Genomic DNA, 22,808 nt, shown 5'->3' on the forward strand with positions numbered 1-22,808 from the left:
CGCCTGGACCCGGCCGCGCAGGCGCCTGCACCGGTACCGGCGGCGGCCCCGCCGACGGCCGCCCCGCCCGCGCCAGCCGCCCCTGCACCCGCCCAGCCGGCCAACCCGACCCCCGCCGCTGCTGCCGCGCCGCCCCCGGCAGCGCACAGCGCCGCCCCGAACCAGATCCTCGGTACCATCGCCGACCCCGATGCGGCCACGCTGGCGGTCTACCAGCGCGAACTGGCGACGCTGCTGGCCCAGCAGGACGGCGTGCTCAGCGCGTTCTGGCAGACCCGGCAGACGCTGGCAGTCAACCGCTCAGCCGAGATCGACGAGGTCTGGCCGCGCATCTGCACCCAGGTAAAGCGCTATCCGGCACTGCGCACGGTGCGCATCCAGCTCAATCCCCGCATCAACACCGACGAGCCGGTGCGCTGGCGCCAGTGCGCCACGTCGTAAGCTTCAGCGCGCGCCGGGCGCGAACCGGGCCACCAGGTCCCAGGCATCGCCCAGGAACATCTGCCGTACGCAGGTGATCGGCTGTTCGCCGCGCCAGGTGAGGCGGTCGATCACCAGGCACGCGGTGCCCAGCGGTACTTCCAACAGGGCCGCTGCTGCGGCATCGGCGCCCCACGCACTGATCCGGTGCTGGGCGCGGGTCCACGACACGTTCTGCAGCAGCCAGCTGCCCGGCGCGGTCGTGTTGAAATCCACGTCCAGCACTTCAGGCACCCCGACCGGGCTGATCAGCCGGTGTTCGAGCGCGAACGGCTTGCCGTCGGCACGGTGCAGGCAGCGGATGGCCAGCAGTTTTTCGCCAGCGGACAACGCCATTTCTTCATCCACCTGCGTGTTCGGCGCGCGGTAGGCGCGGTCCAGCAGCTGGTAGCCGTACACATGGCCGCGCGCGCCCACCGCCATGGCGATGTCGGGAATCTCCAGCGCCACCTGTTCCAGGTGCGGCGGCTGGCGCGCTACGAACGAGCCGGCGCGACGCCTGCGCTCGATCATGCCGCTCTCGGCCAGCGCGGTGAGCACCTTGTTCACGGTCATGCGCGAGCAGCCGTACTGCTCCATCAGCTCGTGCTCGTACGGAATGCGGAACCCCGGCGCCCATTCCCCACTCAGGATGCGGCTCTCGAGGTCGGCACGGATGCGCTGGTTGAGGGTTTCGGCCTTCTTGCCGGTCACGCGGGAATCCTGGTAGGGGGTGGCGGCCACGTTCAGTGCGCGGCAAGCACGCCGCGAAGGGCGTGGGCAAAGCGCGCTGCAACGGCGTCGCGCTGCAGGTGGCGGCCATGCCGTACCAGCTCGCGCCCCCCGCGCCAGACCGATCGGACGGCGCCATTACGGGCGGCGAACACCCAGCTGTCAAGCCACGCATCGCCTTCGCGCGCGATCAGCGCCGGGTGCTGCGGGTCCAGTTCCACCACGTCGGCCGGCGCACCGGGCTGCAGGCCCGTGCTCACGCCCAAGGCCTGCGCGGCGCCCTGCAGCGACTGTTCAAACAGCCAGCGCCCGCTGGAAACACCTTCCTGCGGCGCGAGCACGTTGCGCCCACGCAGCTGCAGGCGCTGCCCGTATTCGAGCAGGCGCAGCTCTTCGGCCGCGTCGATCAGCACGTTGGAATCCGAGCCCACCCCGAACCGGCCGCCGCCACGCGCGAAGGCCTGCATCGGGAAGAGCCCGTCGCCCAGGTTGGCCTCGGTGATCGGGCACAGCCCGACCACCGCGCGGCTGGCCAGCATGCGCTGCACTTCGTCGGCATCCACGTGGGTGGCATGCACCAGGCACCAGCGTTCATCGACGGCGGCGTGTTCGTAGAGCCAGCGCACGGGGCGCAGCCCGCTCCAGGCCACGCAGGCATCGACCTCGCGGGTCTGTTCGGCGATATGGATGTGTACCGGGCCATTGTTGAGCGGCAGCAGCGCCGCCAGCTCCTCGCCGGTCACCGCGCGCAGGCTGTGCGGTGCGATGCCCAGCACCGCGTCGTCCTGTCCACGCAGCGCATGGCGGCAGCCGTCGAGCAGCGCGGCGAACCCCTCCACGTCATGCAGCAGGCGGCGCTGGTCCGGGTTCGGCGCGGCGCCACCGAAATCGGCGTGCGCGTAGAACACCGGCAGCAGGGTCAGGCCGATCCCACTGCCCTGCGCTGCCGCGGCGATGCGCGCGGCCATCTCGGCGCGGTCGGCATACGGCGTGCCGTCCGGGGCATGGTGCAGGTAGTGGAATTCGCCCACGCGGGTGAAGCCGGATTCGAGCATCTCCACGTAGGCCTGTTCGGCAATCGCCTGCACCGCATCGGGCTGCAGATGGGCCAGGAACCGGTACATCAGTTCGCGCCAGCTCCAGAAGCTGTCGCCGCTGCGCCCGCCGATTTCAGTCAGCCCGGCCATGCCGCGCTGGAAGGCGTGGCTGTGCAGGTTGCCCAGCCCGGGCAACGCAATCGCCAGCGCGGTGTCGCCGGGCTGCGTGGGCACGCCCGGGGTGACCGACTGCAGGGTGCCGCCGGCGCAGACGATGCGCACATCGCGCGCCCACCCCTGCGGCAGCAGGGCATGGTCGGCGTGGAAAGCGAGGACGGAAGCGGGGTTGGCTGGCATCACTGGACATCCCGGAAGTGGCGCCTATATTGTATAGACATATAAGCCGCCGTGGTTGCTGCCATGCACTGTGACACCCTCTGGACCAACGCCCACCTGATCACCGTCGACGGCCCCGGCCTGGGCGTGATCCGCGACGGCGTGATCGCCGCCCACGACGGCCGCATCGTGCACGTCGGCCCGGCCGGTTCCGGAACGCACCTGCAGCCGGCACGGCGCGTGGACTGCGGCGGACGCTGGATCAGCCCGGGGCTGGTCGACTGCCACACCCACCTGGTGTATGCCGGCAACCGCGCCAACGAGTTCGAACAGCGCCTGCAGGGCGTGAGCTATGCCGACATCGCCCGTGCCGGCGGCGGCATCGTCTCCACCGTGCGCGCCACCCGTGCCGCCAGCGAAGCGGAGCTGCTGGCCGCCAGCCTGCCGCGGCTGGACGCGATGCTGGCCGAAGGCCTCACCACCGTGGAAATCAAATCCGGCTATGGCCTCTCACTTGACGATGAAACCAAGCAGCTGCGCGTGGCCCGCGAGATGTCGCGGCAGCGCGCGGTCGAGGTGGTGCCCACCTTCCTCGGTGCACACGCGGTGCCGCCGGGGCGGCAGGCGCAGGAGTACATCGATGAGGTGTGCAACGTGATGATTCCGGCGGTGGCCGCGCAGGACCTGGCCGAAGCGGTCGATGTGTTCTGCGAGAACATCGCCTTCAGCACCGCGCAGGCCGAGCAGGTGTTCGTGGCCGCGCAGGCGCACGGCCTGGCGGTGAAGATCCACGCCGAACAGCTCAGCAACCAGCACGGCGCCGCCTTGGCGGCGCGGCATGGCGCACTGTCGGCCGACCATATCGAACACCTCGATGCCGATGGCATTGCCGCGATGCGCGCGGCCGGCACCGTGGCCGTGCTGCTGCCGGGCGCGTTCTACTTCACCCGCGACACCACCCTGCCCCCGATCGACGCGCTGCGCGCGGCCGGCGTACCACTGGCACTGGCGACCGACAGCAACCCCGGCACCTCGCCGCTGACCAGCCCGCTGCTGGCCATGAACATGGCCGCCACGCTGTTCCGCATGACCGTGGACGAGTGCATTGCCGGCTTCACCCGTGAAGCGGCGCGTGCACTGGGCCGGCAGGCGCGCATTGGCCGCCTGGCGGTCGGGCTGGACTGCAACCTGGCCGTGTGGGACATCGAGGCACCTGCCGACCTTGTCTATCGCATCGGCTTCAACCCCCTGCACGCGCGCGTGATGCGCGGCGTATCCGTCTGAACATTGAAATGCCTGGAGATTCCATGAGTACGACCCTGACCCTGCAGCCCGGCGCGGTGACGCTGGCGCAATGGCGCGCGATCTTCGACGGTGCCCGCGTGCGCCTGGACCCGGCGTCGGCCGAGGCGGTGCGCCGCAGCGCGCAGACCGTGGCCGACATCGTGGCCAAGGGCGAGCCGGTGTACGGCATCAACACCGGCTTCGGCAAGCTGGCCAGCGTGCGCATCGAGCGCGACGACCTGGAAACCCTGCAGCGCAATATCGTGCTGTCGCACGCCGCCGGCGTCGGTGAGCCGATGCCCGCGTCGGTAGTGCGCCTGATGATGGCGCTGAAGCTGACCAGCCTGGCCCAAGGCGCCTCGGGCATCCGCCCGGAAACCCTCGCCCTGCTGGAAGCCTTCCTGCAGCACGACCTGGTGCCGGTGATTCCGTGCCAGGGTTCGGTGGGCGCCTCGGGCGATCTGGCCCCGCTGTCGCACCTTGCCAGCGTGATGATTGGCGTGGGCGAGGCCTTCGTCGGCGGCGAGCGCCTGCCGGCGGCCGATGCACTGGCGCGGTTCGGCCTGGCCCCACTGGTGCTGGGCGCCAAGGAGGGCCTGGCCCTGCTCAACGGTACCCAGTACTCCACCGCCTATGCGCTGGCCGGGCTGTTCGAGATCACCACCGTGTTCCAGGCCGCGCTGGTCACCGGCGCGCTGTCGGTGGAAGCGGCCAAGGGCTCGGACACCCCGTTCGATCCGCGCATCCACCAGATCCGCGGCCAGCGTGGCCAGATCGCCACCGCGGCGGCGTTGCGCACCTTGATGCAGGGCTCGGCGATCCGCGAATCGCACCGCGACAACGACGTGCGCGTGCAGGATCCGTACTGCCTGCGCTGCCAGCCGCAGGTGATGGGCGCGGCCTTTGACGTGATGCGCCAGGCCGCCACCACGCTGGCGATCGAGGCCAATGGCGTGTCCGACAACCCGCTGGTGTTCACCGACACCAACGAAGCGCTGTCCGGCGGCAACTTCCACGCCGAACCGGTGGCGTTCGCCGCCGACATGCTGGCGATGGCGGTGTGCGAAATCGGTTCGATCAGTGAACGCCGCACCGCCATGCTGGTCGACCCGGCGCTGTCGGGCCTGCCCGCGTTCCTCACCCCGAAGCCGGGCCTGAATTCCGGTTTCATGATTCCGCAGGTGACCGCCGCCGCGCTGGTTTCGGAAAACAAGCAGCGCGCCTACCCGGCCAGCGTGGATTCGATTCCCACCTCCGCCAACCAGGAAGATCACGTCTCGATGGCCGCGCATGGCGCACGCCGGCTGCTGCAGATGGCCGAGAACGCGGCCAACGTGGTGGGCATCGAACTGCTGGCCGCCGCGCAGGGCTGTGACTTCCACGGGGGCCTGCGTTCCAGCGATGCGCTGGAAGCGGTGCGCCAGCGCCTGCGTGCGCACGTGCCGACCCTGCAGGACGACCGCTATTTCCACCCGGACATGCTGGCCGCCACCGCGCTGGTGCGCAGCGGCGCGCTGGCCGAAGGACTGGCCGACATCCTGCCGCAGGTGGAGCCGCTGGCATGAACGCCCACCCGGACTGGCTGCAGGTGCACGAAGGCGATGCGCCGCTGATCGTCAGCTTCCCGCACACCGGCACCGAGCTGCCCGATGCGCTGGCCGGTGATTTCGTGTCGCCCTGGCTGGCCCGCCGCGATGCCGACTGGTGGGTGCATGAGCTGTACGACTTCGCGCAGCGCATGGGCGCCACCACGGTCCGCTCAGCGATCTCGCGGTCGGTGATCGACCTCAACCGTGACCCCAGCGGCGTGTCGCTGTACCCGGGCCAGAACACCACCGGCCTGTGCCCGCTGACCACGTTCGACAACCAGCCGCTGTACCACCTGGGCCGGGAACCGGATGCAGACGCGATCGCCCAGCGCCGCGACACGTATTTCGCGCCCTACCACGCGGCGCTGGGCGCGCAGATCGCCCGCCTGCGCCAGCGCCACGGCACCGTGGTGGTGTACGACGCGCATTCGATCCGCTCGCACATCCCGCACCTGTTCGATGGGGAGCTGCCGCAGTTCAACCTGGGCACCGCCGGTCCTTCCGGCACACCGGATACCTCCTGCGACAACGCGCTCAGCGACGTGGTGGAGAACCTGTGCCGGATCAGCGGCCTGCCGCACGTTCGCAACGGCCGCTTCAAGGGTGGCTGGATCACCCGCCATTACAGCGACATCGCCGGCGGTGTGCACAGCCTGCAGATGGAGCTGGCCTGCCGCGGCTACATGCACGAACCCGAGCTCGTGGACGTGCACAGCTGGCCCACCCCGCTCGACCCCGACCACGCTGCGCCGCTGCGCCACACGCTGCAGCAGGTGCTCACCGCCTGCCTTGAATTCGCGAACTCCCGGAGTGCTGCATGAGCCGTCACGATTCCTCCCGCATCATCATCGCCCCCACCGGCAGCACGCTCACCGCCAAGAGCTGGCTGACCGAAGCGCCGTTGCGCATGCTGATGAACAACCTGCACCCGGACGTGGCCGAGCGCCCGCAGGAACTGGTGGTGTACGGCGGCATCGGCCGCGCCGCGCGCGACTGGGAAAGCTACGACGCGATCATCGAGACCCTCACCCGCCTGGAAGACGACCAGACCCTGCTGGTGCAGTCGGGCAAGCCGGTCGGCGTGTTCCGCACCCATGCCGATGCGCCGCGCGTGCTGATCGCCAATTCCAACCTGGTGCCGCGCTGGGCCAACTGGGACCACTTCAACGAGCTGGATAAGAAGGGCCTGGCCATGTACGGCCAGATGACCGCCGGCAGCTGGATCTACATCGGTGCGCAGGGCATCGTGCAGGGCACCTACGAAACCTTCGTGGAAATGGGCCGCCAGCACTACAACGGCAGCCTGGCCGGCAAGTGGCTGTTCACCGGTGGCCTGGGCGGCATGGGCGGCGCGCAGCCGCTGGCCGCGGTCATGGCCGGTGCCTCGTGCCTGGCGGTGGAATGCCGCAGGAGCAGCATCGAGATGCGCCTGCGCACCGGCTACCTGGACACCTGGACCGACAACCTGGACGAAGCGCTGCGCCTGATCGAGGAATCGTGCACGGCGAAGAAGCCGCTGTCGGTGGGCCTGCTCGGCAATGTCGCCGACGTGCTGGACGAGCTGCTGGTGCGCGGGGTCAAGCCGGACCTGCTGACCGACCAGACCTCCGCGCATGACCCGGTCAACGGCTACCTGCCGCAGGACTGGACGGTGGAGCAATGGGACGAACAGCGCGTGACCGCGCCGAAAGTCGTGGAGAAGGCCGCGCGTGCGTCGATGGCCAACCACATCCAGGCCATGCTGGCCTTCCATGCGCTGGGCGTGCCGACCGTGGATTACGGCAACAACCTGCGCCAGATGGCGCTGGAAGAAGGCGTGGAAAACGCATTTGATTTCCCCGGCTTCGTGCCCGCCTACATCCGCCCGCTGTTCTGCCGCGGCATCGGCCCGTTCCGCTGGGCCGCGCTGAGCGGCGATCCGGAGGACATCGCCAAGACCGATGCGAAGGTGAAGGAGCTGATTCCAGACAACCCGCACCTGCACCGCTGGCTGGACATGGCCGCCGAGAAGATCAAGTTCCAGGGCCTGCCGGCGCGCATCTGCTGGGTAGGCCTGGGGGATCGTGATCGCCTGGGGCTGGCATTCAACGAGATGGTTGCCAACGGTGAGCTCAAGGCGCCGGTGGTGATCGGCCGCGACCACCTGGACAGCGGCAGCGTGGCCTCGCCGAACCGCGAAACCGAAGCGATGGCCGACGGCTCGGATGCGGTATCGGACTGGCCGCTGCTCAACGCCCTGCTCAACACCGCCAGCGGCGCCACCTGGGTGTCACTGCACCACGGCGGCGGCGTGGGAATGGGCTTCTCGCAGCACGCCGGCATGGTGATCGTCTGCGACGGCACCGAAGCGGCCGCCAAGCGCATCGCACGCGTGTTGTGGAACGACCCGGCCACCGGCGTGATGCGGCATGCAGACGCGGGCTATGAGATCGCGATTGAATGCGCGAAGGAAAAGGGGCTGGATCTGCCGGGGATTCTGTAAGCCCCGTACGCATTCGGTGGGTGACGGCGGCGGCGCAACCTGTTAACTTTCGCGACCTCGCGGTGGTTTACAGTCATTGCGCCTGCGCGCCGCTGCCTCTTTCCGTACCGATTCCAGACGCATGCCCCCTCTTCTGTCGCTGTACCGTCCCACCCTGTCCGCGCTGACCCTGGCCCTTTCGGCCGTACTGGTTGCCACCGCCTCCGCTGCCCCGGCCGACAAGCCGACCACGCTGGAATCGGTCAACGTCACCGCCGCCGACACCACCGAACAGGCCCGTGCCGCGCTCAAGCGCGTGCCCGGTGCCGGCAACGTGATCGATCTGGGCCGCGCCGACGGCCGCTTGGCCGGTACCGCCGATGTGCTGGCCTACCAGCCCGGCATCAGCGCGCAGTCGCCCGGCAACGAAGGGGCCAAGGTGTCCATTCGGGGCTCGGGCATCAACCGCGGCCCCGGCGCGCATGCCTCCGGCATCTCGGTTTCGCTCGATGGCCTGCCCCTCACCGGCCCGGGCGGCACGCCCTATGAACTGCTGGAGCCGCTGTGGCTGAGCCGCGCCGAAGTGCTGCGCGGGGCCAACGGGTTTGAAACCGGCGCGCTGGCACTGGGCGGCGCGATCAACTACGTCAGCCGCAGTGGCCGTGACGCCGCCGGCCTGGAGCTGCAGTACGAAGCGGGCAGCCGTGGTTACCAGAAGCGCAGCGCGGGCTACGGCGGCGTGGCAGGCGACGTGAACTACTACCTGGCCTACACCGATACCGAATACGACGGTTACCAGCAGCACGCCGCCGGTGACGGCAAGGGTGCGATGGCGAACGTGGGCTGGCAGATCACCCCGCAGCTGGAAACGCGTTTCTTCCTGCGCTACCGCGAAACCAACCACCAGACGCCCGGGCGCCTCACCCGCGCGCAGATCCGCAACGATCCGCGTGCGGCCAACCCGGCCAACCTGGCCATCGATGCGCAGCGCCCGCAGCCGGGCAGCACCTGGCTGGGCAACATGACCACGCTGCAGATCGACGACGATTCCTCGCTGCAGGCGGGGCTGGTCTACCACCACTACCCGATGGATCTCAACGAGAGCCTGTACCGGCAGCAGCTGGATTACACCAACCTCAACGCCACGTTGGATTACCGGCGGCAGCACCGGCTGTTCGGGCGCGACAGCGTGACCACGCTCGGCCTGCGCGTCACCCACGACCTGGATGCGGACGTGCGCGAAACCCTGCGCTACCCCAGCAACGGATACCCCGCCGGCACCCATACCCGCGACTTCTCCCACCACGGCACCAACAGCACGCTGCATGTAGGCAACGACCTGGCACTGAGCGACACCCTGCGCCTGCAGACCGGGCTTGCACTGATCAACACCCGCCACGACGTGCAGGTCACCTGGCCGAGCACGCCGGAACGGCTGTCGGGCAGCGACTGGGACTACGCGCCGCGGCTTGGCTTCACCTGGCAGCAGACGCCCGCCACGCAGTGGTTCGGTAACCTGAGCCGCTCGGTGGAACCGGCGCACCCGTGGTCGATGATCTGGGGCTCGAACCTGTATTTCGCGCCCGGCAACGGCGCGTCCAGCGGACGCCAGCGCGCACCGGTGGCGCTGGACAACCAGACCGCCACCACGCTGGAACTGGGCGCGCGTGGCGACAGCGCACTCGGCCGCTGGGAACTGACCGGCTACTACGCACGCGTACTGCATGAACTGCTGAGCGTGGAAGTCGCTCCGGTACCGAACCTGTTCGTGGCCGAGAACAATGCCAGCCCGACCGTGCACCGCGGCATCGAGGCGGGGCTGGACAGCACCCTGTGGCAGGGCGCCGACGGTCGCCTCTCGCTGCGCCAGGCGTACACCTTCAGCGATTTCCGTTATCGCCACGATGCCCGCTTCGGCAGCAACCGCCTGCCGGGCCTGCCGCGCCACTACTACCAGGGCGAGCTGCGCTTCGATCATCCGACCGGGTTCTACGCCGCCGTCAACTCCGAATACGCTTCTGCAATGTTCGTGGACTACGCCAACAGCTTCCGCGCCGACAGCCACCTCATCTTCGGCACGCGGGTGGGCTTCGATGCCCCGAACGGCCGCTGGCAGGCCTGGGCCGAGCTGCGCAACCTGACCGATCGCCACTACGCGGCCACCGTCACGCCGGCCTATGACGACGCCGGCAAGGACGTGGCCCGCTCGACCCCGGGCGATGGGCGCGGCGTGTATGCAGGCATCCGCTGGCGCTTCAACTGAGGCATCGCCCTGCAACGCAGGGCATACAGTTCACAGTTTGCCGGAACGAATATTACTCAGCAGCGAGAAGCACAGTTAATCGATCCTTTGCCGCTTCGAACTGGCCGCGCCTCAGAAATGTAAGTTCATCCTGCCCCAAAGCGCTTTGGAAGATAGACTCCACTTCGCGCAGTGTTGGATCATTTCGGGCGATGTGAGCATCGAGGCCGGCGACCGCGAAAAGTGCAGCGCTATTCTCGTTCGGGTGGACGCCTCCATTCGCATTAAGCGCCAGCCTCAAGTTGTCGAAAGCCTCAATGGTACGCCCCAAGTAGAAATTTGAAATTCCAAGATTACTTCTCACAACGGGCTCATCCGCAAACTCAACAGCCGCTCTAAAGCAAGAACAAGCAAGCTCGCCTTTCCCATCGAGGAAGTACGCGAGTCCAGCGTGATTCTCGAAACTGGCACCGACGATACCTAGATCCTTAAAACGCCCGTAATCCGCCAACAACTTCTCGTATTCACCTGCAGAGTAGCTCTCACTAATCACCGAAAGAGGGGCGGCTGAATCGAACCGTCGCCATGAATTAGCTGCTGCAGAGGCGGCAGCGATAGTTGCGTAGTCGTAGGACGCAGATTTGTCCAGAGAAAAATCACCATCTTCGACCTCGCCGATTGATTCCTCATCAAATATCCCCAAGGAAAAATCAACAACCTCATAGCAAAGTTCATTAAGGAGATCCGTTACATTCGACATCAACTCGTCAACTACGTCCGGGTCACAAGTGAATGCAACACCGAAGTTCCCTATCTCGGTTTGGACAACCTTGATCGGAGCCGGGAACACTCTCTTAGCTGCGGCAACCGCGCCAGCAAGTATTTCGTTTGCCTTCACGCTCCCATGCTTCAACTCAACATCTCGAATCTTGGCAAACCTAATAGCCACCATTCGTCTCCGACTCTCGTCTGCCCCTGATATCCACAAACGAAGAGCTTGCCTATCTTCGATCTCCTTCGGCAGCTCACTGTAATCATGCAGCCCGGAGAGACCACCAAACAACCCCAAAGGAATTGCCTCTAGGAATGCCCCACTAATAACCTGAACACCATCCCTTTTTTCAGATACGGAACAGAAGGATATTTCCGACTGGACGTCAAAGGCCACGATTTTGGCCGTCTTAACCCTCGGATACTTACCCAGAGTCCTTCTAGACCGACCGTCGTCGATCACGTAAGAGGTTTCACCCGTATAGCGTTCCGGGACCACAAAAAACTCGCGACCTTTTACAACTCCCGCCTCCAGTCCAATGTCAATCGCAACAACACCTGCAGACTCATCATGCTCGAGAACGCGGCCATACTTTTTAAGGATGTCGGGAAAGTATCGGACGCAGTTCCTACCAGATCCTTTCGCGGAGTAGAGGGCCTTGTCGGCTTGCCCTTTAAGCTTCCCGACCACCGCATGGATGTCAGTTGCCAGAACAAATCCGACGACCCTTGACACACCAAAGCTTGCAGTAATCTTCCTCTCGGACATCGGAGGAATAAGCACCCCTGGCTGATCGAAAATTCTGCTCTGATGGTCTGATGGAATGATTTCCCTTTCGACAACACCCCGCAACCCTTCAACCGTCTCTATTAGATACTTTTCATCAATCTCACCACAAATTAGAATATTGAACTCCTCACCACCCAAGCGATAAAGCTCAAAAGACACGCCGGGCGACTGTTCCATCATCTCTCCGCAGTAGTCCTGCAGACACCAAGCGAATCCTCGGAGAACCATATCTCCGTACTCGTGGCCACGGCCGTCATTGATCCGCTTGAAGAAATCAATATCTACCGTCACCAAGTTTACCGATGACAACTTTCCCTGAGAGAGCAGAGTGCCGCCCAGCGAGTGAACCTTACCGAGCACAGAGATGGCATTAAAAAAATCTAGTTCAAATGACTTTCTGTTCTTACAGCCCGTCAGAGAGTCATGCAGCGCATCAAAACGATGCCTTGAGTTCTCCTTAATTTTCTCAACATTCTCCAATACAGAGGTCAACGTAGACTTTCTTGGGAAAACATCAAAAGAAACATGAACAACCGCATCGACATCGGGAAGAGGAAAGTAATAGGCCTTGCTCGCACCTATTTTGCAATAACCAACTCCAGCCGTAATTACTTTATCAAGAGCTGCAATTTCAATCTTATCAGTCAAACCGCAGCACCAAGTCCCGCGACTACGATAGTAAATAACCACTTTCTTGACGTTCGCCGCCAGCCTACCAGGCGCAGTCAATTCAGCTATAAAATCGCTCAACCAGTTAGCTTTCATGCTATCCCCATAGTTTTCATCTGCCACCACATTGCGCAGGTCATCCGTGATGATACCCTCGAAGGGGGCTCCGGACGCGACGGAAGATGTCGTCCATGGCGGTTAATCAGGCATCGCGAGCTTGTACATAGCCTGGAATGCTCGTGCCAGATCAGTAGAAATACTGCCCGCATGCGCATTTTCTTCCGTAGCGACGTTGGCTGTTCCCGAGGAGACTAGAGCTCTTTCGAGCCCAACTGCGGAGCTTCCCGTGATCCAGATCGCCTCCCGCCTCGCCTGTTCCCTCCTGCTCTGCCTGGGCGTTGCCGCCGCAGGCCACGCCCAATCGGTGGGCGACACCGCTGCCACCCGTTTCGCCACGCTCGACAAGAACAGCGATGGCGTGGTCAGCGAAGACGAGTACGACGGCAGCGCACTGTTCCGCACCCTCGACGCCGATCACAACTACCGGGTCACGGTCGAAGAGGTACAGGCGCTGCTCGGCCCGGACCGCGATGGCCAGCTCACGGCGGCAGACCGCATCCGGGTGGCCGATCTCAACGGCGATGGCGAGCTGAGCGACGAGGAAGTACGCCGCGTGGCGGAGATGCGCTTCCAGTCGCTGGATACCAACCATGACAACGACCTGACCCTGGCCGAGCTGCAGGTTGGGTTCTGGCGGCCCTGATCGGCACCGGTCACGCCGCTTCCAGGCGGGCCTGATCCAGGCCCACTTCGGCGGCCGCCATCGCCTGCAGGCGCTCTCGGCCGCGCACTTCCACTTCGCGACCTTCCAGTGCGACCAGGCCTTCTTCCTGGAAGCGGCGCAGCATGCGGCTCAGTGTTTCCGGCGCCAGGCGCAGGTAGCTGGCGATATCCATGCGCGACATGGTCAACTGCCAGCGGCTGGCGGAGTAGCCACGCGAGGCCATGCGGTCGGCCATGCCGATCAGGAAGGCGGCCAGGCGTTCGTCGGCGGTGTTGTTGCATGACAGCTGGGTGGCGCGCGCGATATCGCGGCTGAGCAGGCGGAACAGCTTGGCCTGCAGCTGCGGCATGCGGGCCGACAGCGAGGCGGCCACCCGGAACGGCAACCGGCACAGGGTCACGGTATCCAGTGCCACGGCGTTGCACGGATGGCGCTCTTCATCGATGGCACCCAGCCCGAGGATGTCGCCGGGCATGTGGAAGCCCAGCGTCTGCTCGCGCCCTTCGCGATCAATCGAGTAGGTCTTCACCGTGCCCAGCCGGATCACCGCAAGGTGCTGGAACGGGTCGCCCTGGCGGAACAGGAAGCTGCCGGCGTGGACCGGCGCGGTGTGCTCGATGAGGCCTTCGAGTTCGTGCAGGTTGCCTGCCTCCATGGAACCGGGAAAACAGTCCGCGCCCAGGGGACAGGACTCGCACTGCCGGCAGCGCGCCGACGGCGCACCAAAGCTCGTACCCATGACATGTAACTCCAGCACTGGAACATCGCCCGGATGTGGGCACTGGCAGGACTGGATATGCCTGCCGCCTTCCCCCTGTCTGATGCGCAGAACAAAAGCGATGAGGCGGGCCGTCGTGGAAGCGTGTTGCCGGGCGGCTGGACCGGCCTGCTGGCCGGTGGTGCGGCACCGCAGGGGGCGGCGGTGCACCTAATCCAACATGTGGACTACGGTTCCATAATATTTATTGGAACAGCGTTCCGCAATATGAAAACACCAGTAAATCTACTGGTTTATCGCATTCAGAATGATTTCCACGCGCGCTTGACCCACATCAAGTCGGGGCACCCGGCCGGGCCATAACGTGTGTCCACCGGCCGCGCTGACGCGGATCACGGCAACCCCAACTTTCTGGAGCACTACCCAATGAACCGCATGACCCGCATCGCCCCGTTCGCCCTGTTCGGCGCCCTCGCCCTGGCCGGCATCGCCCAGGCCCAGGAACCGGTGGTCAACATCGGCGACCGCCACGGCAACCTGCGCACCGCACAGGAACACATCGTGGCGGCCTACCAGCTCGTCGGCCAGGCCCAGCAGGCCAACCGCGAAGGCCTCGGTGGCCACGCCGAACGCGCACGGCAGCTGCTGGTCCAGGCGGACCAGGAACTGCGCCAGGCGGCCAGCTCGGCAAACAACGGTGGGCGGCCCTGAAGCGTTTTGCCTGAAGCAGTGCCCTCCCCCAACAACGCGGCCTTCTGGTCGCGTTGTTTTTTTGGAGCAACGCCAAATGCAACAGCCATCGCTTGCCCGGTTGCGCGGGCAGGGCCGGCGGGTGCGGGGGTACGGGGGGCACCGCACCCCCCGACCCTCTGACAGTGTGTTGGTGGCCAGGGAAGTCACACGCAACAACAACAGCAACGGCCACAGCGCGTTCGGTCAGGGTCATGCGTTAAAGCGCCGATTGGTGTTCCTGGCAGTCGTTTGGGAACCGACCCTACCGTCGCCGCGCGTCGCGCGGTCGTCGCGCAAGGCGTGCCATGCGGGCGTGATGGACGCATGCGCGTTGCGCTCGTGCGCGTTGGATGCGGAACCGATGGATGCACCGGCAAGGTAGGGCCGGTTCCCAAACGACTGCACGTAGCGCCGATCAGCACGATAACGCACGTACCGAACCGAAGAATGCTCAGCGTTGGTAGTCCCCGTGGCCACCAACCACTGTCAGAGGGTCGGCGGGGGTGGGGGTACGGGGGCTTTGCGAAACATGGATGTTTCGCAAGAGCCTTATCTGTTCGGAATCTGGCAGCGTAGGCGTCGAGAGCCGGCGTGGGCCGCCGTAAGAGCCTGGATCTCGACGATCGCCATGTAGCTTGGCGCCCACGCCGGAATCTCCCTTGATCCGCCCGAACAGTTGCTGGAGCTGACACTCGCAGTGATAAGACTGGGCAAGCGGGGGAGCTCTCGACCCTTCCAGACTATACGGAGTTTGGCGATGAACGGGATCGGGATTGATGTGAGCAAGCGTCAGCTGGATGTTGGTACGACTGACGGGGAAATTCTGCAGGTCAGCAATACCGCCGCTGGCTTTGCTGAATTGGAGGCCTGGCTGAAAGAACACCCGGCGGACCAGATCGTGCTGGAGGCTACGGGTGGCTATGAACAGCGCGTGCTGGATTTCCTGCACAAGGCCGGTCGTCCGGTGGTCCGTGCCAATGCCCTGCGGGCCCGCAGGCTGGCCCAGGGCATGGGCCACGTGGCCAAGACAGACCGCTTGGATGCCTACGCATTGGCGAAGATGGCCGTGCTGATGAAACTGCACGCCTACCAGCCGCTGGAGCCATGGCAGCAAAGAATGCGGGAATTCGTGCGCGCTCGCCGGCAGGCGATGCAGGCGCTGACCGTGGCGCGACAGCAGCAGGAAATGGTCGGTGATCGTGAATTGCGCCGGCTACTGCAGGCCAACATTACGCGCTTGCAGACGCTGGTCGCACGCCTGGGAAAGCAGATCGGCGAACAGGTTGAACAGCAGCCTCAACTAGCCGTAATGAAGTCGATGAAGGGCGTCGGCCCCGCGCTGCAGGCGGTGTTGGCCAGCCATCTACCCGAGCTGGGCAGAATCAGTGGCAAGGCAATCGCCAGCCTGGTCGGCGTGGCACCGATGTCCCACGACAGCGGTACCATGCGCGGGAAACGAAGTATCCACGGCGGTAGAGCCGAGATCCGTCAGGTGCTTTACATGGCCGCCATGTCGGGCATGCGGCATGAGCCTCGGCTACGGGATTTCTACCGGTCGCTGCGCGCCCGCGGCAAGGAAGGCAAGGTAGCCATCGTGGCGGTGATGCGGAAGATGCTGGTAATCCTCAACGCCCGCGTGCGCGACGCTGAAAGCGGACCGATCCCCGCCTGAAGCCAGCCAACGGGGAGCCATCCAGAGGCTGCCGGCCAGCGGCCTGCACTACCATGCCCGTCCGCTGGAGGGCCGCCGGCCTCTCAGCAACACAGTTGCTACACGGATGTATTCACGGCGCCCCCCGTACCCCCACCACCGCCGGCCCTGCGCGGAGGATCCTGCAAACCAAGGCTGTTGCTGTTGGCGACGTACGCGCCAGCTCACCCACGATCTGCGTGGCAACCTGCGCCTCGTCCGCCGTACGTCCAAAGTGATCCACGTAACGACCGTTGCGGTCGAGCAGGAACACGAACGTGGAGTGGTCCATCATGTACTGGCCTTTCGTACCGTAAGGCACCTTTTTGTAATACACGTGATAGCGGTCGGTGATGGCAGCAACCTGCGCTGGCGTGCCGGTCAGCCCGACCATGCCAGGCCCGAACGCCGATACGTAACCCTTCATTTTCGCCGGTGTATCACGCTCGGGATCGATGCTGACGAAGATCGGTGTCAGCGGTGGTCCCCCGGCTTTCTGCACGCGCCGCGCGATCCGCTGGACACGCGCAAGATCGGTAGGACACACATCCGGGCACGACGTGAATCCGAAATACAGCAGCACCGGCTTGCCGTGGAAGCTGCGGTCGGTCACCGCGCGCCCGTTCTGGTCAGTGAGCTTGAACGGCCCACCGATCAGGGTCTGGTTCTGCGCCGCCAACGGCTGCATCGACAGCAGCAGCAACGACAGCGTTACCGCCGGCACCAGCGCCGGCCAGAATGTCCGCAGCATGTCAGTGCGCTCCTTCATAAGTAAGCGCAAACCCGACCAGGTTCGAATCCTGCCCGCCCTGCGCCTGGCTGCCTACCGACAGTGCCATGGTCAACTGCCCCGTTACCCGGTAGCCCATGCTCAGCTCGTTGAGGTAATCGTGCCGCCCTGCACCGGGCGCCCACGGGCGCCGCTTGTCCGTGCGGGTCGCCCCGAATACCCAGCGCCCGTAATCGACCGTGACCGACGTGGTGAGATAGCGCGTATCGTTGCCCGCCACCGCATCCTCGTTCTGCACGTCCGCATATTCCACCAGCGGCACCACATCGAGGTAGCGGCCGCGCAACGTGCTGTCCAGGTCCGCGCTCGACTCCGGCGCCCAGATATAACGCGCCGATACCACACTGATCACCTCGTCGTCAGCCGGTCCGGTGTCCGGCTGCGCCACGCCCGCGCGGTTGCGCATGTAGCCAGCCTGCAGCTCCAGGTACGGCAACGCCGGAATCGAATTCCAGTTCACCGTCAGCGCATACGAGTCCAGCTTGCCGGTGTTGGCCGGCCCACCATCACTGCGCTGCGCCCGCCCCCCGCTGCGCAGGAACGGCCGGCTCAGCTCCGTGGTGTCGGCGGTGTACAGGTTCAGCCCGCCCTGCACCATGCCCGCCTTCTGGCCGAACCAGCGGTATGCATAGGTCGCCCCGAGCATGCCGCCGAGGTCGTAGGTCGACACGAAATCGTTGGTGTACAGCCCCGGCGCCGCATCCATGGCGCGCCCGAACGGTACCTGCAGTTTGCCCACCTGCAGCTGCGTGTGCTGGGTGAGCTTGTAATAGTTCAGCTCATTGATCACCAGCCCGATGTCGCCGAAGGTCCGCTTCTCGCCGTTGGCCGGTGGATTGATCGGGTTGAGTTCGGTCGACAGCCGCACCTGGTCGTTCGGGCTGAAGCGTACGTAGAAGCTGCTCTGGATGTCCGGATAGAAATCGGTGGTGTTGCGCGGCGCGGTGGCGCCATCGCCTTCGGCACGACTGTAGTCGTATTGCAGCACCGCGCTGTAATCCATGCCGACGTTCGGGTAATACCCCTTGTCGGCACGCGCCTCGCTGGACGCCAGGCCCAGCCCGGCGGCAACCCCGAGCACCAGGGCAGAGCGGCACAGGGCGTTCATGGGCCTTTCTCCGCCGGCAGCTGCACATCGGTCGGCAGGACAAACTCGCGGCCGCTGTTCTTGAGGTAGCTGCAGGTCTGGTTGTCCCCGTAGATGCCCCCCAGCGGCGCCAGCTTCACCGCCTGCGCGTAGTCTTCCGGCCGCACTACCTGCACCACCTGCATCATCCCGCCGTCCTCGTGTTCCAGGATGTGGCAGTGGTAGACGAACTTGCCCAGCATCACCGGGTCACGGAACGGAATGCGCAGCGTGATCGAGCCGCGCGTGGGAATGAACACCGTATCGCGGTAGCCAGTGAACGGCACCGGCTTGTCATTGATCGCCACCACCTGGAAATCGGTCTGGTGGATGTGGAACTGGTGCAGCTCCTGCGAGGGGTTGTAAAGGCGCCACTCCTCGACATCGCCGAGCTTGACCGTGGTGTTGACCCGGCGTGGATCGAAGCGCTCGCCGTTGATCATGAAGGCGTCGCCATCGGTGGGCGAATCCTGGAAGGCGAACTGGCGCACGTTGGCCACCTGCACGTTGCGCAGGTCTTCCGGCGACGGGTAGGCGCTGGTGATCGCACGCGTGGGCACCGGCGCGCCGGACGAGCGCAGCGTGGCGATCCGCGCCCCCTTGTACTGGTCGCCCGCCGCACCGGTGTTGCCGAAGGCCAGCTCCACCGGATGGTCGCCTGGCGCCGGGCCAACCACCAGCACGCTGAAGCGCGCCGACGGCCCGATCAGCAGCTCATCGGTCATCACCTGCTTGTTCACCGTATTGCCATCGCGCGACAGGATCTGCACGTCCTGGCCATTGATGCGGATGCGGAAGTACTGGTTGGCCGAGATGTTGAGCAGGTGCCAGAGCTGGGTTTCGCCAGGCTGGATGTCGATCACCGGATCGGCCTGGCCGTTCACCGTGCGGATCGAGGGCGCGCTGGTCACGATCGCACTGGCCAGCTTGCCGGTGGTGGTCTTCTGGAAATTGCGCAGGACCAGCACCCGTTCCTTGATGCCTTTCAGCTCCGGGAACGGATCCAGGATGCCGTCGACCAGGATCGGCCCGGCAATGCCCGATTCGACCTGGCGCTGCGCGCCGCCGTGGAAATGGCTGTGGTACCAGTAGGCGCCCGGGCTGTGGTCCGGCGGCAGCTTGAAGCGGTACAGGCCCTGCTGGTGCGGGCCGACCTCGCGGAAGATGCTGTCGCCCGAATCCAGTGGCGTGACCGTCATGCCGTGGAAATGCAGGTTGGTCTTTTCATCCATCTGGTTGTCCAGGGTCAACGCGATGGTGCCACCGGGTCGGGTGCGGATCAGCGGCGCGTCGTAGTTGCCGTTGAACACCAGCGCGCGGTAAGGCTGCCCGCCCACCGACACCGGCGACATCGCCGCGCGCAACGTGCCCTGGCTGATGCCGTTGTCGCCATAGCGGATCTCCACCGGTGGTTGCAGGGATGCACCGGCCGTGCTCCGTTCGGCCGGCGCCTGCGCGACCGTGGCGCCGGTGCACAGCAGTGCAACCACCAGCGCGACCGCATACAGGTCGTGCAGGCGGGCGAGGCGGCGCGTGCGCGGGGTGACGGAAACGGGGGCTGGGGCGTCCATGGCGGTACCTTCTGGAAGGCGATAAGGGGGAGGTGCATCAGGTGCCGGCGACGGCCCAGGTGATGAAGGCGGTGGCGACCGTGCTCAGCACCAGACCGGCCAGGAACAGCCAGTCGGCCGCCCATTCCAGGACCCGGTTGCGCTTGCGGCGGCGCGTGCGCAGCGCCCAGTACGCGGTGAGGCACGAGGCCAGGTAGATCAACGAATTGATGCAGAGCAGGTCGTCGCCGAAGGTGTCCACCTGCCGCAGCACGCTCACCACGTGCAGCACGCCGACCACGGTCATGCACACGCCGATCATCGCCGCCGAGGTGGTGAAGATATGCACGCACATGTCCTCGTCGAGGCCAGGGGTGTGCATCGGGGGTTTGCGTGAGGCTGGGCTGGGCATGCCGATCTCGTTGGCGGGGGCATGCGCACGGTACCGACGGCCGCCGGTGGCCCACATGACCCAGATCAAGTCAACGCATATTCAGCAGGCCAGCGGCCGCAGTAGCGGTCCACCGCAGGTCAGACCACGCCACCGTCCACGGTGAAGGTCTGGCCGGTGCACAGGGCACTCTCGTCGGCGCACAGCCACAGCGCCATCTCCGCAATGTCGGCCGGACGCAGGTGCGTCTTCAGGCATTGCCGTTCCAGGTAGCGCGCGGCCTTGCCCGGATCCGCGGCGGCCTTGGCCAGCTGGCGTTCGGTCAGCACCCAGCCCGGGGCGATCGCGTTGACCCGGATGCCATCGCCGCCCAGCTCGCGGGCCAGGCTGCGGGCGAGGCCTTCCACGGCCGATTTGAGCGTGGCGTAGACCGGCACCCCCGGTACGCCGATGCGCCACGCGATCGAGCCCAGGTTGACGATGGCGCCCTGCCCGGCTGCGCGCATCGGCGCCGACAGCGCCTGCGCCAGGAAGAACTGGTGGCGCAGGTTGACCGCCACGCGGTCGTCCCAATCAGCAGGCGTGACCTCGCCCAGTGGCTGGGCCTGGTCGTTGCCGGCGTTGTTGATCAGTGCATGCGGGGTACGACCGGCCAGCAGTGCCTGCACGGCCGCCAGCGATGCGGGGATGTCGCGCAGGTCGCAGACCGCATGGACGGGCGGCGGCAGCCCGCGTGCCACCACCGCCGCTACCGTGCGCCGCGCTGCGTCGGCGTCCACGTCCACGAAGCAGACCTGGCTGCCCTGCAGCGCGAAGGCTTCCACGATGGCCGCACCGATCCCGGCCCCGCCCCCACTGACCACCACGGTCCTGCCCGCGAGTGAGGGGTACTGGGCCATGTCAGCCGCCGTAGCCGCCGACCGGCGTGCCGGCCACGTCCACCTCCAGCGCCAGCAGGCTGCCCGACAACGGCGCCGCCGCCAGCTGGGTGGCCGACAGGCGGATGCGCGCCGTGGTGATGTACAGCGTCCTGAGCTGGGGGCCGCCAAAGGCCAGGTTGGTCGGGCGTGGCACCGGCAGGTCGATGCTGCGGACCAGGGTGCCATCCGGGGCGAAGCGTTTGATCGCCCAGCCGTCCCACATGGCACACCACACATGCCCCTGCGCATCGATGGCCAGGCCGTCGGGCATGCCGTCCGCGTCGGCGAAGCGGGCGAATACCTGCTTGTTGGTCACCGTCCCGGTATCGAGGTCGTAGTCGTACACGTAGATCGTGCGGCGACCCGAATCGGCCAGGTAGAAGCGCGTGTTGTCCGGGCTCCAGCCCAGGCCGTTGCAGATGTGGAAGCCGCTTTCGATTTCGTCCAGCACACCGTGCGTGTCGAGCCGGTACAGCGCGCCCCGCTCGGGCGCGGCATCGATGGCCAGCGTGCCGGCCCACAGCCGGCCGGCGGCATCGCATTTGCCATCGTTGAAGCGGCGGCCGCTCATGTGCAGCGGCGCGGCGATCGGCTGCATCTCTCCGCCGGGCAGGTCCAGCGTGCGGAAGCCGCTCTGCGTGGCCGCAATGAAGCCGCCGGACGTGCGCGGCACCACCACGCCCACCAGTTCGCCCAGCGGCGTGGTGCGGGTATCGCCGGTAGCAAGGTTGGACACGTTCACCGATGGCGCCAGGATGTCCACCCACAACAGCGAGCGTCCATCGCCCAGCCAGTGCGGGCTTTCGGCCAGGAACGCGCTCTGCGGGATCACGCAGCGCACGTCGCGCTCGGCGGCATGGCTGGGCGTGACCGAGGTGCTGATCGACATGAAGGTTTCCCCCACGTTGCCGGCAATGCGCCGCGCCGCTTCGATGACATCGCGGCCGAGCGCGTGCAGGCGTTCCAGTGGCAGGCGGAACGACGGGCCACTGATGCTGACCGCGCCGATGGCCTCGCCGCGATGGTCGAGGATGGGTGCGGCAACGCCGCTGACGCCCAATGCCGATTCCTCCACCGACACCGCGTAGCCGCGTGCCTTGATCAGGTCCAGTTCGCGCTGCAGCGCTTCCAGGCTGAGGATGGAGTGCGGGGTGAGTGGCTGCAGCGGCGTGGCGGTGAGGTACCGCTGCAGTTCCTCGGGTGGACGGTGTGACATCACCGCCTTGCCAATGGCGGTGGCCAACGCGGGCAGGCGGCTGCCCACGCCGTTGGCCAGGCGCATGGCCTGCACGTGGTCGCGCTGGTCGATGATGAGGATGTCGCGGCCTTCCAGCACGCCCAGCCGGGTGGTTTCCTGGGCCATCTCGCGCAGGCGCAGCAGCTCCGGTTCGGCGGCGCTGCGCAGGTCGAAATCGCTCCAGACCTGGTGCGCCATTTCGAACAGGCGCGTGCCCAGGCGATACGTCTGGCTGGCTTCGTCGGTACGCACCAGCCGGTACTCGATCAGCGTCTGCAGGATCCGGTGCAGCGTGCTCTTGGGCAGGCCGGAATAGCGGCTCAGCTCGCCGAACGGCAGCGGGTGCGGCGCATCGGCGATCAGCGTCAGCAGGCTCAGCCCCTTGGACAGAGCCTGCGCGCCGGGAATCGCAAAACGCGGATCGCCATCGTCCACGGCCTCGGCGAGGTCGTCGCGGGTTGCGGGTTGCCTGGTTCGCGCCATGATCGCTGTCCGGGGCT

Annotated in this window: 19 protein-coding genes and 1 pseudogene; 10 read left to right on the forward strand and 10 right to left on the reverse strand. The window is 66.0% G+C overall.

Going from position 1 to position 22,808, the window contains the following annotated elements:
* Nucleotides 1-441: pseudogene (locus tag QMX79_RS07980) on the forward strand (hypothetical protein); the annotation flags it as partial.
* Nucleotides 442-444: 3 nt separating this feature from the next.
* On the opposite strand, the gene hutC reads toward QMX79_RS07980, so the two are convergent.
* Complete coding sequence (gene hutC, locus QMX79_RS07985) at nt 445-1,173, reverse strand: histidine utilization repressor (protein ID WP_282246124.1); 729 nt, start codon at nt 1,171-1,173, stop codon at nt 445-447.
* Between the two features lie 32 nt (nt 1,174-1,205).
* Nucleotides 1,206-2,585, reverse strand: coding sequence for a formimidoylglutamate deiminase (locus tag QMX79_RS07990; RefSeq protein ID WP_282246126.1), 1,380 nt, complete (start codon nt 2,583-2,585; stop codon nt 1,206-1,208).
* A 63-nt stretch (nt 2,586-2,648) separates the two neighbouring features.
* Between QMX79_RS07990 and hutI the strand changes: the two genes are divergently transcribed.
* From hutI to QMX79_RS08015, 5 genes are all read left to right on the forward strand, one after another.
* The gene (hutI, locus tag QMX79_RS07995; protein WP_282246128.1) at nt 2,649-3,848 is read left to right on the forward strand and encodes an imidazolonepropionase; all 1,200 of its coding nucleotides are present in this window, start codon (nt 2,649-2,651) and stop codon (nt 3,846-3,848) included.
* Nucleotides 3,849-3,871: 23 nt separating this feature from the next.
* Nucleotides 3,872-5,413, forward strand: coding sequence for a histidine ammonia-lyase (gene hutH, locus QMX79_RS08000; RefSeq protein ID WP_282246130.1), 1,542 nt, complete (start codon nt 3,872-3,874; stop codon nt 5,411-5,413).
* Nucleotides 5,410-6,258 carry an N-formylglutamate deformylase gene (hutG, locus tag QMX79_RS08005; protein WP_282246132.1) on the forward strand — a complete coding sequence of 283 codons (849 nt, stop codon included), beginning with the start codon at nt 5,410-5,412 and terminating at the stop codon, nt 6,256-6,258. The genes hutH and hutG overlap by 4 nt, the downstream gene beginning before the upstream one ends.
* Entirely contained in the window at nt 6,255-7,919 is a 1,665-nt protein-coding gene (hutU, locus tag QMX79_RS08010; RefSeq protein WP_282246134.1) for a urocanate hydratase, read from the forward strand. Before hutG ends, hutU begins: the two co-directional genes overlap by 4 nt.
* A gap of 121 nt (nt 7,920-8,040) precedes the next feature.
* Complete coding sequence (locus tag QMX79_RS08015) at nt 8,041-10,161, forward strand: TonB-dependent receptor (RefSeq protein WP_282246135.1); 2,121 nt, start codon at nt 8,041-8,043, stop codon at nt 10,159-10,161.
* Nucleotides 10,162-10,213: 52 nt separating this feature from the next.
* Here QMX79_RS08015 and QMX79_RS08020 read toward each other — a convergent pair whose 3' ends face one another.
* The gene (locus tag QMX79_RS08020) at nt 10,214-12,466 is read right to left on the reverse strand and encodes a GGDEF domain-containing protein (RefSeq protein WP_282246137.1); all 2,253 of its coding nucleotides are present in this window, start codon (nt 12,464-12,466) and stop codon (nt 10,214-10,216) included.
* Between the two features lie 250 nt (nt 12,467-12,716).
* Here QMX79_RS08020 and QMX79_RS08025 point away from each other — a divergent pair, with 250 nt between their 5' ends.
* Nucleotides 12,717-13,133: a hypothetical protein gene (locus tag QMX79_RS08025; RefSeq protein WP_282246139.1), complete on the forward strand. Its 417-nt coding sequence runs from the start codon at nt 12,717-12,719 to the stop codon at nt 13,131-13,133.
* A gap of 10 nt (nt 13,134-13,143) precedes the next feature.
* Here QMX79_RS08025 and QMX79_RS08030 read toward each other — a convergent pair whose 3' ends face one another.
* On the reverse strand, nt 13,144-13,809 hold the full coding sequence (locus tag QMX79_RS08030; RefSeq protein WP_282246141.1) for a cyclic nucleotide-binding domain-containing protein: 666 nt from the start codon (nt 13,807-13,809) through the stop codon (nt 13,144-13,146).
* A gap of 141 nt (nt 13,810-13,950) precedes the next feature.
* On the opposite strand from QMX79_RS08030, the gene QMX79_RS08035 reads away from it, so the two are divergent.
* From QMX79_RS08035 to QMX79_RS08045, 3 genes are all read left to right on the forward strand, one after another.
* Complete coding sequence (locus QMX79_RS08035; protein WP_282246143.1) at nt 13,951-14,235, forward strand: hypothetical protein; 285 nt, start codon at nt 13,951-13,953, stop codon at nt 14,233-14,235.
* Between the two features lie 63 nt (nt 14,236-14,298).
* Nucleotides 14,299-14,583 carry a hypothetical protein gene (locus QMX79_RS08040; RefSeq protein WP_282246145.1) on the forward strand — a complete coding sequence of 95 codons (285 nt, stop codon included), beginning with the start codon at nt 14,299-14,301 and terminating at the stop codon, nt 14,581-14,583.
* Between the two features lie 778 nt (nt 14,584-15,361).
* On the forward strand, nt 15,362-16,276 hold the full coding sequence (locus tag QMX79_RS08045) for an IS110 family transposase (RefSeq protein WP_282246146.1): 915 nt from the start codon (nt 15,362-15,364) through the stop codon (nt 16,274-16,276).
* 112 nt (nt 16,277-16,388) lie between these two features.
* Here the strand turns inward: QMX79_RS08045 and QMX79_RS08050 are convergent, their stop codons facing one another.
* From QMX79_RS08050 to QMX79_RS08075, 6 genes are all read right to left on the reverse strand, one after another.
* Complete coding sequence (locus QMX79_RS08050; RefSeq protein ID WP_282246148.1) at nt 16,389-17,045, reverse strand: SCO family protein; 657 nt, start codon at nt 17,043-17,045, stop codon at nt 16,389-16,391.
* 1 nt (nt 17,046) lies between these two features.
* A complete protein-coding gene (locus tag QMX79_RS08055; RefSeq protein WP_282246150.1) occupies nt 17,047-18,192 on the reverse strand; it encodes a hypothetical protein in 1,146 nt (381 codons plus the stop codon).
* Nucleotides 18,189-19,781, reverse strand: coding sequence for a multicopper oxidase domain-containing protein (locus QMX79_RS08060; protein ID WP_282246152.1), 1,593 nt, complete (start codon nt 19,779-19,781; stop codon nt 18,189-18,191). Before QMX79_RS08060 ends, QMX79_RS08055 begins: the two co-directional genes overlap by 4 nt.
* 37 nt (nt 19,782-19,818) lie before the next feature.
* Entirely contained in the window at nt 19,819-20,142 is a 324-nt protein-coding gene (locus QMX79_RS08065; protein WP_282246154.1) for a hypothetical protein, read from the reverse strand.
* 149 nt (nt 20,143-20,291) lie between these two features.
* Nucleotides 20,292-21,050, reverse strand: a complete 759-nt coding sequence (locus QMX79_RS08070) for an SDR family oxidoreductase (RefSeq protein WP_282246156.1) — start codon at nt 21,048-21,050, stop codon at nt 20,292-20,294.
* Between the two features lies 1 nt (nt 21,051).
* The gene (locus tag QMX79_RS08075) at nt 21,052-22,791 is read right to left on the reverse strand and encodes an SMP-30/gluconolactonase/LRE family protein (RefSeq protein ID WP_282246158.1); all 1,740 of its coding nucleotides are present in this window, start codon (nt 22,789-22,791) and stop codon (nt 21,052-21,054) included.
* Between the last annotated feature and the right edge of the window lie 17 nt (nt 22,792-22,808).

Source organism: Stenotrophomonas sp. PS02300 (assembly GCF_029959395.1).
Lineage (GTDB): Bacteria > Pseudomonadota > Gammaproteobacteria > Xanthomonadales > Xanthomonadaceae > Stenotrophomonas > Stenotrophomonas maltophilia_AD.

Coding starts and splice junctions, on each gene's coding strand:
- QMX79_RS07990 (WP_282246126.1), bottom strand. CDS start 2,585: ATGCCAGCCAACCCCGCTTCCGTCCTCGCTTTCCACGCCGACCATGCC.
- hutI (WP_282246128.1), top strand. CDS start 2,649: ATGCACTGTGACACCCTCTGGACCAACGCCCACCTGATCACCGTCGAC.
- hutH (WP_282246130.1), top strand. CDS start 3,872: ATGAGTACGACCCTGACCCTGCAGCCCGGCGCGGTGACGCTGGCGCAA.
- hutG (WP_282246132.1), top strand. CDS start 5,410: ATGAACGCCCACCCGGACTGGCTGCAGGTGCACGAAGGCGATGCGCCG.
- hutU (WP_282246134.1), top strand. CDS start 6,255: ATGAGCCGTCACGATTCCTCCCGCATCATCATCGCCCCCACCGGCAGC.
- QMX79_RS08015 (WP_282246135.1), top strand. CDS start 8,041: ATGCCCCCTCTTCTGTCGCTGTACCGTCCCACCCTGTCCGCGCTGACC.
- QMX79_RS08020 (WP_282246137.1), bottom strand. CDS start 12,466: ATGAAAGCTAACTGGTTGAGCGATTTTATAGCTGAATTGACTGCGCCT.
- QMX79_RS08030 (WP_282246141.1), bottom strand. CDS start 13,809: ATGGAGGCAGGCAACCTGCACGAACTCGAAGGCCTCATCGAGCACACC.
- QMX79_RS08035 (WP_282246143.1), top strand. CDS start 13,951: ATGCCTGCCGCCTTCCCCCTGTCTGATGCGCAGAACAAAAGCGATGAG.
- QMX79_RS08040 (WP_282246145.1), top strand. CDS start 14,299: ATGAACCGCATGACCCGCATCGCCCCGTTCGCCCTGTTCGGCGCCCTC.
- QMX79_RS08045 (WP_282246146.1), top strand. CDS start 15,362: ATGAACGGGATCGGGATTGATGTGAGCAAGCGTCAGCTGGATGTTGGT.
- QMX79_RS08050 (WP_282246148.1), bottom strand. CDS start 17,045: ATGCTGCGGACATTCTGGCCGGCGCTGGTGCCGGCGGTAACGCTGTCG.
- QMX79_RS08055 (WP_282246150.1), bottom strand. CDS start 18,192: ATGAACGCCCTGTGCCGCTCTGCCCTGGTGCTCGGGGTTGCCGCCGGG.
- QMX79_RS08060 (WP_282246152.1), bottom strand. CDS start 19,781: ATGGACGCCCCAGCCCCCGTTTCCGTCACCCCGCGCACGCGCCGCCTC.
- QMX79_RS08065 (WP_282246154.1), bottom strand. CDS start 20,142: ATGCACACCCCTGGCCTCGACGAGGACATGTGCGTGCATATCTTCACC.
- QMX79_RS08070 (WP_282246156.1), bottom strand. CDS start 21,050: ATGGCCCAGTACCCCTCACTCGCGGGCAGGACCGTGGTGGTCAGTGGG.
- QMX79_RS08075 (WP_282246158.1), bottom strand. CDS start 22,791: ATGGCGCGAACCAGGCAACCCGCAACCCGCGACGACCTCGCCGAGGCC.